Source organism: Bacillus sp. SRB3LM, assembly GCF_015712745.1.
Classification (GTDB): Bacteria; Bacillota; Bacilli; order Bacillales; family Bacillaceae_G; genus Bacillus_A; species Bacillus_A thuringiensis_K.
In genome coordinates, this window is sequence record NZ_VWVQ01000002.1 from 160,880 (window position 1) to 175,603 (window position 14,724).

The window sequence follows — 14,724 nt, forward strand, 5'->3', positions numbered from 1 at the left end:
TAATTGCTATTGTTGCTTCTTAGCTAATTCATTTAGTTGGTGAGCTTTTTCAGTTTTTGCATACACACCATCTTCTCCTCCTGAACCAGTAAAGAAGTTAGCTATTTCTATGAATGCATTACCGAAGAACTCTGCATCCTCATCATCATGGAACAACGTTGCACTGAACATTTTATCGTATCGACCTGGTGCATCACCATAAATCATACCTGCATGGTTGTTAATACCTGCCGTCAATTCCTTCCCTCTATACGTTAATGGTATCGCCACAACGCACTGAAGATTTTCTTTAAATCGACGATAGTGTTCAAACAGCATTTCTGTACCAATCCATATTCCTGCATTGACAATGAATCCGACTGGTGTGAAGGAAGCTGCTCCTCTAACCATGTTTAGTGCTCCTTTACCAATCTTCGCTATATCATCAGAGCTTGATAGAACTTTTGCAAAGGCAGATCCTGATTGTAAAATAGCTTTTTTACTTGTGTTTTTAAGGAAGCCTGATTTTCCAGGAGCCTTGGTCATGTTTTTAGCTGCATCTTCAAATTCGGTTACTAACCTCTGTTGTAGAGCCTTAACATCTCCATCTCCTTTTGAGACAATCTCATCAAGAGTTTTTAGGATTTTATCCATGTCTCCACCACTATTTGCCATACTTATTGTATGCCTAAATCCTTTAGTAGACACCCACTTACCTACACTAGCAGGGATCCCTTTTGAGTTCGTAATCCATTTAGTTAAGTTTCTTCCAGCTTTATTGGCTGCTGCACGTATTGCAACTGTAGCAGCTAATGACTGTCCAAAACTCATGTACCACTTACTCATTTCAAGAATTACTTGGTCATCGTTTACAACTAGTAAATCCGGTTCAATAGAAGTGATGAATCCTGTTTCCATGCTGAAGTGATGTGTTACTGATTTAATTAACGCATTACCTTGAAGGTCGTTAATCTCATCATTGATGTACATCATGTCATGAGGTTTAGCAGTAGGATCTCCTAATACCAATAGATTTCCTTTGTACATATCTTTCATGCTGTCTCTAAGAGTAGAATGTCCGAAGTAGGTAGCCATTACTTCTGAAGTGTAGAAGTCAGCAAACTTTGCTACAATGTCAGCTTCTACTACTCTTGTTTTCTGTTTGTCGAAACGAATATCCGCATCCGCATACAATACCGGTGTTTGTTTCCCGTCATAGTTTACGATAACGTTTGTGAAAACATTATCCTCACTAGCTTTAATATTGTTCTCTATAATATCATAAGCCGACATGTAGAATTTGTTTTGCATGTATGGACGTCTTGGTTGTCCTGTAAGATATCTTGACCATGTTTTCTGTGTAGGGTCAAACTCATATCGAGAATCGTACTCAAAAGCACAACGCCAGTATGGTTTACCGAAGAATAATGTCGAGCGTAATTCGAACGGATGAACAGCAGATATATAGTCCGGAGTCGAATACGTAATCGTTTGTATAATGTCCCAAACAGTGTTGTTGTAAAACTTAATAACTACATTGTCTTCATCTCCTGGGTTAAGGATTTTAAACTTATTTTCCCATAGGCGCTTCACGCTAAAATCTTCGAAAATATTATTTCGCTCTCCGTTAGGATGTAACCATTGTGAAAATGTAGGTGTTCCGTTTGAAGAGTAAATGTTTTGGGCAACTTCTCCATACTCATCATTGAACCATATTAAGTTACCCATAGGTTTTGAATCAGTTGTACCTTTTGAATCGAATGGTTGTCCAAAATGCATGATTCCTAGAGGGTTGTCTTTAAACAATCGCTCATCTACTACACCATTCATGAAGTCTTTAAACCAACTTCCTTTTGAACTCATAAGACTACAAATTAAATCTCGTGGTTCAGTAACACTGAAGATTCCATCGTTATCATCATCAGGGTCACCTGATACTACGTTTCCTAATTCAACTCCATCACCTTGAGCAACAATCTCAATTACATCACCAATCTCAAGTTCTGAAATGGTACCATTAAAGACAATTGGTAACGCACTAGCTGTAGCACCATAACCCATTCTTAAATGAATACGCGCTCCTGTTTCTAGGAAAAGGTTCTTGTGGATTTCGTTTTCCTTCTTATCAATTAAGTCCTGAGGGATTTCATTCCAGATATAGTTATCCCACCATTTTAACTGACGGTCTACGTAGTCAACATCGGTACGACGAGTTGTTAAGTTTGAGTAAACATTAGTCATAGAGATTACTGCAGTATCTGCAGCAATTTTACGAGAACGGTGAACGTCTATACTCTGAATAGCGTTGAATCCGTACATATTGTCCCAAAACTTGTACTTACCAAAGTAATCACCTTCATGGATAATAAACATCTGGAACCCTGGGAATGCACGAAGCATTCTTCCACGTTGGTCATGATACCTTAAGTCGTAGAACATTTCCTCATACAGTACGCGTGGATCAACATCATTATATAAACGAAGGTCTGTTGATGCTGTTGAGGATTCAGCTGTCTTATCAACATCATGAATTGTTTCATAAAGCTTAGCGCCTTTTTCATAGATTTTTTGTGAATACTCGTATCCATTCTTATCTTTTTTACCACCTGCGAATTTATCTGTTAGTTTATCAGTGGCTTTTCCAAGTGCACCAAACGTAGCAAGGTTACCTGGGTTGTATTTCCCAAGAAAGTCTACACCTTTTTCAACCCATCCATCTGTCTTACTTAATTCATATAGCATTTTTAAATGCTTCTCATAAATCGAGTACAGTGATTGTTTATCCAGGGTTTCTAGATGCTTTTTCATGACCTTCTTGATATTTTTCTTATCAGAATCAACTTTTAAATTATTCGCTTTTAATACTGATAAGTCGTAGTATTCAAGCTCTAAGAGTTGATCAACATAGTCATCTTTGTTTCCATCACCCATCGTAATGCCCTCATCTAGAGTCAATCCAGCATATCCTTTATAGACATCCTTATTGTAACCACTAAATGTATTAAATGGCTTAGTCGCATAATGATTGAAACGGTTCATAACGCCGCTTGCAAAACTACTGTCTTCGATATCCTTAGAAAATTTAATTTTAGCATCCGGCTTTTCATACAGGGCGAACATTCCATCCCAAGGACGACAATAAGATTCGTAGTTCTCACGATCCTTATCTAACTTATCAAGCTTCTCGTAGTGTTCCGCAAGTTGCTTAACTGCTGTTTGTAAATTGTATCTCCAGTTATACATTAAGCGTTTTACTTCATCAACCTTCATATCAGATGAAGAAACATCTACTTGCGCTAACCCTACACGTCCAGCCTTACTAACATTAGGTTTTGTCCCTTTGAAATGCTGCCACTGACTTGTCTTATCAAGGAATGCTTTCAGAAGTGTCATAAATCGTTCTTTTGTGATTTTTGATTCTGTTTTAGCGAAGTCCATATGATCCATACCATTCGGTTTTTTAGGCTCTTTAATGACTTCTTTCTTGATTAAATCACCAATTGCAGTAGTATCTGGGCCCCTCAACTTACTTCTTCTTACTTTGAAACTTGCATAATAAATATCTTCCGCAGGCTGATAAGAGACTACCTTTTTAGTTTTATCCGCCTCTTTTAAATCCCCGCGACACTCTTCAATGAAATCAGGGGCTGAATAATATTTCTTAAAGTACTTGTCAACTAGACTATTAAGCTCTTGGTAGATAAGTGCTTCATCACCACTAGGGTCTTTAGACAACGTACCATAATCGTTTCCTCCATTAGGGAAGAGTGTTTTCCATTCTTCCATAGTCGGGAAAGTTTCATAAGCTAATTTATCATCTTTTTTATCTGTTAAAAACTTTTGGACGTCTGCATTCTTTACTGCTGCAGCACCGCCTTGGTCAGCCATAACAGGTCCTGCTGATGTATTTGGAGCGTCGGATTTCTTAGCTTCTTCCTGTTTACCCCAACTAAAATTCCAGCCAAGAGGCTCTACACCTTCAGTTTTTTCTAACTTTTTAAGCTTCTCCCAGTCTGCTTCAGTTGTATCAAATAGTTTTTCTGATTTGTTACTTGTGAAAGCAGCTACACCTGTAGCATCAAACATGTTTAACTGATGGTTTCCAAGGTATGATTCTTCAATTAATTGTCTTAATGTGTTACCTGTAGAGAAATAGAAGTCTGGATCAAGATATGTTCCATTTGTTATGTTCGGATATTCTTTTATACCTGCATCCAGCTCTGGTAATACTGCATTAATTTGAGCGTAAGTAGGAAGTTCCATGTCCGGATAAACTTCTAACTTGTGAAGTCTAGCTTCTATCATGCGGTCATTCATAAATGCGGTCTTGTTTATCTTTAACTTCTCAAGATCCATTTGCTTACTGTTACCAGGTAATGCAGTTAGTTCTTCACGTTGACGCTGTGTTTTATCGAACCCAATACCTTGTAGCATGATTTGGTATCTTCCTGGGAAGTTAGGAACTGTATTTACAGAGATACTTTCGAACATTACATATCGAATACCAAATAACTGAGAAAGATCATTTTCAATACCGATATATCCATTTGTAATACCTTGATTAAATTTCTTAGCGTATTGGTCAGAAGTCGCAATAAGGTTATTGAAATCTCTTGCGCCATCTTCATCTACCTCTAAGAGTAAATCAATGTGTGGATCTCCACCACCCATATATTGTAGAGTTGCAGCTTCACTAGATTGAACATGAGATATACTAAACTCATTTGAGAAACGAGCATTGATAGAGATTGGTATAACCTTACCGGAGATTGGGTATTCCCTCATTGGAATCAGACGCTCACTAGCTTCAATAACTCTCATGTATTCATCAAATTCATCTTTGTATTTAGCTACTTCATCTTCCATTTTCTTTGCACCGTCTGCAATGTTTTTAATTGCCTTTATCCCAGCATCATTAGCAGGAATACGAAATAGTCCTTTCTCATAATACTTCTTAAAGTCCTTTTCAAGTGCTTTTTGGTTACCAGGATCTTTAAGTTCCTTTATAAGGATAAGACCATATTCCTCTTTTCCTTTGTATGGTTCTTTTGAGTAATCTACTGGAGGATCTTCATCATAATAATTAAGCCCAGCAGATATACTTGACCAATCAAATCGAGTCTTAAAGTACAAACGAGACTGGTATGGAATGAAGATTTCTTGATTACGTAGATTAGTAAAGGAACCCTTGTATTTACCATCGTAAATTCTAGCAAACAATTCCGCTCCTTCACGTAGAACGTTTTCTGCTTCTTCTCTTTTTAATTTGGGGTATTTCTTTTTAAGTTCGCTAACCATGTACCAATAGTTACTATCAGCAAATCCCATTCGAAGATCATCAATAATTGTTTCTGGCTTAATCGTAGAATCTTTATAGCGTTTATATTGATCCAAGATTTCATTAGCAACAGAAGCATCTTCTTTTTTGTATTTGTACTCATCATTCTTTGTCTCTAATTCAATTTTTCTTAGTTCTGGAGAGTCTGCATTCTTCATGTAGTTGATAGCGTCTCTTCGAGCTGTAAGGAATGATTCATCAGCAAGGGTAAATTTGATATCACTTTTAAGTTGACCCTCTAACCCTTTGAAGTAACGGTACTTATCTCCGCGATCTGTTAGGGATTGATTGTAATACCATCTTAACATTGGATAATTCACAGAATCGCCCAGTGTGCTTTTATCCATTAAGTATGCTTCTGAATTAAATTCAACAAGCGTTAATTTGGCAGTTAAGGACTCTGGAAAATTAGGAACTGTCGTTACTTCAATATTCATTAAAGCTACATCACGAATACCTAACACATCATTAATGTAATAGTTATCAATAGGAAGAAACGGCGCTTTAGCGAATTGTGCAAGCAATGGTCTAAGTCCATCAACGTAAAAGTACTTAGCTTCTTCTCCTTTTCCGTATTCTTTCTTCCAAGGGTATTTCTTACCGTTAATTGATTCAAGGTCGTGGAAATAAAGATCCATGCTTAACGTAGTAAGTGTTTGACCGCGGTTAACTAATACAGAGGATTTTGTACGAAGTGTTTTTATTTTGGAGATGTTTGAAGTTTTGTTTACATCAATAGAAGTAGGTGGAATTGTAAGAATTACATCACCAATCCTAACTTTAGAATGTCTTTTTAAATCTTCGACTGAACTTATACCCTCTGTAAAAATCGACACTCTATCGTCATAAGGGCTGAAAAAGTCCAAAGCGTTATGAGCAGGAGTTGTTGTTCCTTTTATATTTGTCGTTTCAGAATTGATATCTTCATCGTAGGGCTCATCACTACCCATATCAGGCGTACTCTCTGCATCATTTCCACCTGTTGAAGGAGAACCAACACCTGTGTCATATGCTTTCAAATTTAATTCCTGAATCCAACTCAATGGATTAAGAACTGTTAAAGTATTTGCATACTCAAACGGGAAAAGACCAAGAGGAACTTGAGGAAACTTCTTAGATTTTGTTACTAAAAGAGATTTGTTTACGTGTACAAATTTATTATCCTTTTTGTTAATGATCTTATCGAAAACAATATCAGCACTTTTTTCATTGGTTGCATAAACATCTGCTATGTAACGACCATAACCATTATCTTGTTTAGGTGTATCTCCACTTTTATTACGGTCAAAATGTACAATCACGAGTGGCTTTTGGTTGTCTTTCCAACCTAAGAGATCCTTGTTGTATGTATGCGCTTCTTCCCCTACCTCATACATGTCCTGCATTGTAGTACCATATATTTTCCCAAACTTAGTGTTCTTAGAATCTTTTTTCGAATCCCCTCCGGGTTGAGGTATTTCTGGTGTGTCTACACCGTTATACCTGATTGTGATGGTTTGTTCTTTGTTTAACTTAGAAGACAAGAAATCAGATAGCTTTACCAATTTCACATCAATTGTATCACCATCTGTAACTTTCTCTATTCTTCCAATCGCAATATAATCTGAAGTCTCAACTTGCTCTTGATGCTCCTCCATCACACTAAAGAATCCATTGTTCTCTTCTTCTGGTTTTTGTTGCGCTATTTCTAATGGATTACCAAGTACTTCTTTTTCGTAGTAGAATTTAGCGCTTGATAATAGCCTGTGAGAATTATAACCACAATCTAAATAGATGATTTGGTTACGCATCGTTGTGACTTCCATCTCTCGGTTATCAGCTATTGAATAAAAACTAATATCTACAGGGTAGCGAGAAACCTTCTTTTCTACTTCATTAAGGAACATGTTGAATCTTGGGCTAGTTGCTACACTCCCCTTGCTCCCTACATTAATAAACGTGTAGTTCTGATTTATGTATATACCAACACGCCAAGGCGCATCTTTTCTAACTCTTGTTAGAGAGGTAATTAATATTTTCTCTTTCATTCAGGTCACCTCTTTTTTGTAGTAAAACAAAAAGAGCTAACAAAATGTTAACTCTCATTTGTCTATTAATATGCATAACCCTTATTCATTGCATTTGCAACCGCGCCCTCTAACCACTTGTTATCTATGTTTCTCGAATTGTCATTTACATTTACATTTGTGCTCATTTTGACATTCGACATAGCCATGATTTCATTGTTTAGCATAGCTGCTAGATCATTATGATTCATTCTCTTAGCAGCCGAAGCCTTAACAGAGATATTGATATATTCACCGTTCTGGTTAGGTGTTACACGCGCTGTAGGAGCTCCTAAAGTTTCAGGAGCAACTGGTGCCATTTCTTGCAAGCCTTCTGGTGTAGGTGCGCCTTTCATTAAAGCATTTGTTGCCCATAATGCACCGAATCCAAGAAGTCCAACCCCTGCAAAACTTGCTGCGCTTCCACTAAATGCTTTCTTACCAGCAGTTGCAATATCTGAAAGAGACTCATTCATTTCATCTCTCATTGTACGATGAAGTGGCATTGCTTCATTTGACATGATTTTTGGTTCAACAGCTTTTCTTTCTCCCATGATTTCAACGGAACTAACTGCATCATCTAAACGATCTTCAATGTTTGCATATCTGCGCTCATGAATTCGTTGTACAGATTTTTCGAAGAATTCCTGGTGTTTAGCCATTCTCGCATTACCATACTCTTTAGCAATGTTAGAGATTTCAGTTACAGCATCCATACCAGGGATGTGCTCACCTGTTTTAACCATGTTGGAGAAGTTATGGAATCCAATACCTTGAGAAGCAGCTACAAGTAAACTTGATTGTCGGTATCCTTGAACACCCATTTCACTGTAAACTTCTTCTGCTCCACCTAAGATTTGGAGAGACTTCTTAATGAATTCCTGATTTGACCCTTTGTAAACTTCACCTTTTCCTACTTCTAGGAATGGTTTGTTCTTAAATAGACCGCGCTCAACAAGGTCAGCTGAAGCTAAATCATAATCCAATCCGTTACTAGGATTATTAATTTTATCAATCATGCTGTAAAGGTCGCCCATTACTTCTTCTGCAGTTTGCTTAGAACCTTCTACTTTCTTAGCTGAGATAGACTTCTGAGAATATTCACGAAGGAATTCATCCACCATTGCAGTTTCTCGTACATAATCATCCCTAGAGTATTTCATTGCTCCTTCTGCTTCATTGAATAGTTTGTATTTCGTTTCTGCCATTGTCATAAACGCTGCAGACATTCTCATACGTGTATTATCTACACTACCAATTGTAGAAGAAGTTGCACGAGCTAAGATTGATTTTTCGTGTTCGGCCTTACCTAGTCCGAATTCACCATTCTTAACTGTTCCCCAATCATCATACACACCCGTACTTTGAAATGACTTACGAAGAACATCATGTGCTTCTCCACCAAACATATCTCCTAATGAAAGGTCTTTATTTGAGAAAAAGGCATCTGACAATGCAATTACATCTTTATGATCAGCACTTACCTTCATTGTGTTAGAGACGTTTGTACGGAAGTCTTTTTCCATACTATTCATGATTTCAGTCGCTGCTAATTGGTTCTTCGCTCTATCAGAATCATGTAGCTTAGTAATGTCATTTAACACTGCACTTCTTTGCTTCTCATCATCTATTCCATAATGAGTTAAGAATACGGCTAAGTTATCACCGTCAAAGTCCCCGGAAATACGTTCAGCCATACCACGTAATCCGACCACTTGCCCTTCACCAACAGCATCACTGATTTTCAGTTTAAGAGCTTGAGTCGTACCAACGTCAATCGATGGATAACGAATAGTAGTTGAGAACACATCGTTTTTGTTCCAGTTTTTCATAACATACTCTGTCATGTCCTCTGGTTTGATTTTCGTTGTATCTGTACCCCAAGATTTCGCAATGTTTTCAGCTTTGTCTCCAATTAAATTACGAACGTCTTTCTCGTTCATGTAGACTTCGCCTTCTTTAGCGATACCGTTGTTTACCCACTTTTCGCCCTCTTTCTGATAAGCTAGAGCAGGGTTAACGCCTCCAAATTGGTATTGAGAAGACATCGGCAGTCTTCTTGCCATGATCTTAGCCATACCTTCTTTTGAGGTTGAATCACCAAGAGTTGTAGTAAGATTAGCTATCTCTCTGTTTATTTCTGTTTCTAGAACTCCACGTCGTTTAGCTACATCTTCTGCAGAGAACTTATCTGTTGTAAATAAGCCGTTATATTCTTCTGTTTTTCTTGCAATAGAAGCATAGTGACCTTTTAGTGTATCAAGGAACTCTGTTTTCTCTACATAGTTAACATCACTAGGTAGTTTCATTGAATTGATATCAAGAAGAGGAATGTGTTGGTTCGCTGCGAACTCTGGAAGCTTTAAATACGCTGTTCCTTTTGTGTTAAGTAAGTGTTCTTGGATCTTCTTACCTTTACCGCCAGACTCTAGATTGAACTCGGTTGCTCCGGCATTAATGATAGTTTTATTGTAATCACCAACAGTGAATGTTTGACTATGGCCAGACTTATGAGGAATTGATTCGAACGAATCCTTACTTACATGAAGTACTCCATCTTTCATCTGTGCATTTACATCCGTCATTACTCCCATACCATCAGAAGTGTAATCAATTACTACATCTCCTGCTTTAGGAGTCCAACCGCCGTCATAGTTACCAGCAACTTTAACCATCTCATTAAATACTTTTTGTTGCGCTTTAATTTCTGGTGAAGTTTGAGAACCGTAAACCATATCACGCATGAAGTTAGCATGTGCAGAAGATTCTCCTGGTTTGTATATACCTGTTCGAGTATAAGAACGATCTAACATGTCAATCTCTTTAACCGTGATTTTACCGCGATCAATTCCACCCTGACGATTCCAAACATCATGGGCCATTGTGATATCAGCAAACACTTCACGATTCAGACCTAGCTCTTTCATCCACTTAGCTGAAAGTTTTTCACGACCTTTTTGATCAAGCTGCTTTCCATCTAAACCAAAGTTGGAATCCACAACATACTGACCATTATGATTAGTAGTTTTAACACCTAATGTTTCTTCGACATCTTTGTAAAATGCAGAAAGTGCTTTATCTTCCGAACCGTAACCAGTAATTTTCTTATCTACTGTACCGTTGAATTGTTGACGAATTTGAGTATCATAACCACGAATTAATGCAGGTAAGTCAGTAGCACCCTTCTTTTCTCCTAGATGAGAAATAACCTGCTCTACTCCTTCTACGCCATATAAATCACTCATGATTTCTCCAAGCATAGGAGTCATAGTAGCACGGAAACCACCTTCAGTTACTGCTTTGAATCCATGTCCTGTTTTACGTTGTCTACCCAATACAAGAGATCTCTTATCAATGTCATCTGCGTTGAATCCAAGGATAGATACTTTATCACCTTTCTTAAAACGTTTGTCATCAACAATTTCATTTTTTATATTGTTAATTTCATATTTCCCAAGAGTAAGATGGTTCTTTTCATTGAACATCGAATTTATATCGATATTTAATGGCTTATCAAAAGTGATTCCTTTCTCTTTCCATAGACCGTTACCAAGACCTTGTTTTTCAGCCTCTTTTTCAATAGCTACCTCAATAGAATTGTTGAACATTACTTTTTCAGCGTTCATATTAATACGAACTTCGTCCATTCCATCGAAGGCTTTCATTAGTTTATGATCCATAAACGCTAGACCTTCACTAGTCGAAAGCATACCCATATCTAAGGCCTTCTTCATTTGTCTTGCTTCTACAGGAGAGATTTGATTTTTAGATTGAGCTGTATCAATCATGCTCTTGTATTTCGTAATAGTGTTAGCATCTTTTAGCTTTAATGCAATTTCTTCATCCGTCATATAACCTGTTTGCATTGTAATACCGCGGACTTCATTTGCATCATCAAGTGCTTTATATGCAGCTGATGAAATAAAGCTGTTTTTTGTACGGAACGATTGGTCTTTACCAGAACCACGTAATACTCGTGATGCAACTTCTTGGTCTACTTTTCGATAGTTGATTGTTTTATGCGGGTTCTCTACTGAATCAGCATAGTAGTTACCTAATGCCATATAAGTACGAGCATCTGTATTTGCAGTACCAACAAAACCTTTTGAAGCAGAACGGTTGTTAATACCAAACATACTTCCTTTTAATCCAGAAGCACCATTTGCGAAATCAAGAAGTCCTCCGGCAGTAGCGTAACCTTTTGCTCTTTGCCCCATTGCTTCAAAGAATGTAATTCCTTTTTCTTTTGCATTTTGAGCAATAATATCAGCAGAGGTGTTCAAGCCTAATCTTTTTTGATTTGCTTTATACCAAGCTTCTGCATAGCCTGTGATGTCCCATTTACTTGAACGAACTTCACCACTAATAGCTGATTTAATATCAAACATTTCTTTATCATCGAAATGTAACTTTCGGCTTGCATCAGTAGGAACAGGATCTACTTGTCTTCCAACACGATAACGAAGTCCTTGTCTGATTTGAACAAATGCATTCTTATTGCCAGTACCTTCAGCAATTTCAGCTAACTCTTTAGCTTTCTTAGAATAATCAAGAATCATATTAAGAGCATCTGTAACTGACGTACTATGATAAGCTCCTTTTGCACCAATACCAGAACGAACAACAGAAGCTTTTCTGTTTCCACCGTATTTCACCTTCATGTCTTTATCGAAGGATGGAAGTTCAATAGTTGCTAATCTAGGGTTACGAACTAGTTCTTCGTATGTCTTTACTTCACTTAAATCCATACCGCTCTTTTTATCAGCTAAGATAAGCAGTGGATTTCCTCCATCCATGAATCGAATTTGAGTATTAAAGTCATTGCTGTAAGATGATAAAATCTTACCAACAAGATCCTCATACTTAGCAGCCATACCACTTGCTTTACTAATTGTGTCTGCATCGTTCATTCCATGTGCGCCGAAATTCTTCTCAAATAATCTTTTAATGCGGCTATCCTGCTCTCTTAAGAATCCTTTTAGTGGACTGTTACCATTTAATATGTCTTTAGCATTTTTGTATGAACGAGCGTTCTCAATGCTTTCATGCATAACATCTGGTAGGTTCTTCATTAGTCCTTTGATTGCAGTTGTACGGTTATCCGTCATCTGATTCGTTACTTCACGAACGAAATTATCTGTACCCATATTTTCTACCTTGTCACGAACAAGATTAGACATTTCAGTAAGAGCTGTTTCGATTTTATTACCTGACATAACTTCTTGTTTCATTTGTCCGATAAGATATTTTACATCTTTTGAAGCTTTACCTTCTGGTGAAAGTTTGAAGTTGTTAATGATGATATCCTGTAATTCATCAATACGAGCCATCTTGTATGACTTCTCAGGATTACCAATACGATCCCCTCTTCTTCTTCCATTAATATAAGAACGGAAAGAACCTTTGATTGAGTTCGTATCTTTTGCATTGAAAATAGTTTTATCTTCTTCTCCAAAAGCAAAATCGAAAAATCTATTTCCTTTAGCAGTTACATGTGCTTTGTTATCGCCTTGCTCATCTAACTTATTTTTAATGTGTCGCAGAGCAATTGATTTCTGTTCGTCGCTTAACCCTGAAGCTTTTAGAGTACTCATGGCTGTTCCCCATACATCTCTTTCCCCTTCTAATCGTGCGACCATGTGAGGGAACTTCATAGCTAGTTCTTCTGTTCCTCCATTTTTAACAACGTGTGATTTCCAATCAAAGCCTTCTCCTACACTACCTGCTTTGTCTAGATAGTTGTAGTATTCATTCATCTTCTTCCATCCATTATTATCGAACATTCTTTCATATTCACGGAAGGAAGCGTCATGTTTTACCTTTAAATCACGTAAGCTTTTAGAAATTGCATCATCCATTGGCATGAAAGAACCATGAATTTGTTGAGCTAGTCCTTCTTGAGTTTCAGACATTAATAAGATGCTTTTACCCTTAATATCTTTAGAATCAAGTCTTGCGCCAAATCCTTTTTTATTTGTTCCTGGTAATGCTACGTCTTGTAAAAATTCTTTAATTGTAAAATTCTCGTTTGAAGGAAGAGATGTGTTTAAGTTCGCCCATCGGGGTTTCATCTTCCCATCTCCATCAACTGTTCCCACAAGATTGTATTTGTGCTTCTCTTTGTCAAAATAACCACTCTGATAAGAGAATACGTCTTGTCCTGCTTTTAGGATTTCTGTTTTTAATGTAGAAGGATTAAGGGCATAAGCTGGAGATTTCTTCGCTTCTTGGATGAATGATTTAATTTTGTTGTGGGTGAATCCTGCAATTTCAATATTCGCTTGAATATCGTCTTTTGCTAAGTGATACAGATAAGAAGATTGATTCGCTTTAATCTTTTTCTTGCTTAATAAAGATTGGTGGATGTGTTCTTGTCGTAAACTTGAACCTGTTAATGAATAAGGATCTTTAGCGGTAGCAGAATATCCGTGATAAAAATCTAATGAATCTTTTGCTACACTTCTAAAGAATTCTTTTGTACTTCTATTTCCTGCAGCACCAATAATAGCTGGTAAGTCATAGTGATGAATGTTGTATCCACCTAACTTTGAATTCGTAGATTTGATATGATTTTGGAAAATAGATAGTGCATCTTCAACCTTTGTTCCTTTGTGGTAAAGGTTATTAAGGCCTCTCTCAATTTCTTCTATTGTATTTCTTGTAAAAGCTGTACCTGCAGAAGGAACACGAGAATGTCCTAATAGTGACATGTAAGCTTTACCATTACTTGTAGCACTCTTGAATTTATTTGCATCAGAATACTTAGCTAAATCTAATAATGTACGGTGCATATCCTGTGAAACTGCCATCATTGGATTTTGTTTTAATCTATTGATTTGTTGCTTTAATCGAGCGTATTCATCTTTTCCCGGAGCAACTGCCATCGATACGATAGAACCTTTATTTTTAACAAAGTCTTTCCCGTTGAACTTAGTTCCACCAAAAGATAACTCAGTCATAGCAAATAAATCTAGACCTTTATTACTTCTCATATGTTCAGGTGTACCGATTGCTTCTATATCAAAGAATAATACGTTGTCGTTACCTTTTAAATTCATAAAAGGATTTAATGCCTGTTGAGCATTCACATTAAAGCTATTTGGAGTACGAGCCGACTCCCAAATTCCTAATGAACTAATACGATTGTCTTTTGTTAATTCGTTATATGTTTGAGCTATTGCGCTTTGTCTATATTCAGCAGCTGTACGTTCTGCTGCGTTCTCCATTTTAATCTTGCCTGAACCATCCGCAGATTCATAAGCAGGTGTTAATGTTCTGTTCTTTATAGGTACTCTTTCGATTCCTTCCATAATACCCTCCTAATAAATAACGGCGTCCGTCTAAAAAGACTGAACGCCGCTT

At 37.1% G+C, this 14,724-nt stretch carries 2 protein-coding genes; both read right to left on the reverse strand.

The window, feature by feature from the left end; genetic code table 11:
- Window positions 1-6: 6 nt before the first annotated feature.
- Entirely contained in the window at window positions 7-7,344 is a 7,338-nt protein-coding gene (locus tag F3I02_RS01035; protein ID WP_196477401.1) for a thermonuclease family protein, read from the reverse strand.
- 65 nt (window positions 7,345-7,409) lie between these two features.
- Window positions 7,410-14,672 carry a hypothetical protein gene (locus tag F3I02_RS01040; protein WP_196477402.1) on the reverse strand — a complete coding sequence of 2,421 codons (7,263 nt, stop codon included), beginning with the start codon at window positions 14,670-14,672 and terminating at the stop codon, window positions 7,410-7,412.
- Window positions 14,673-14,724 lie beyond the last annotated feature (52 nt).

What these genes read in the sequence shown, in the direction of transcription:
- F3I02_RS01035 (WP_196477401.1), bottom strand. Translation starts at nt 7,344, where the DNA reads ATGAAAGAGAAAATATTAATTACCTCTCTAACAAGAGTTAGAAAAGAT.
- F3I02_RS01040 (WP_196477402.1), bottom strand. Translation starts at nt 14,672, where the DNA reads ATGGAAGGAATCGAAAGAGTACCTATAAAGAACAGAACATTAACACCT.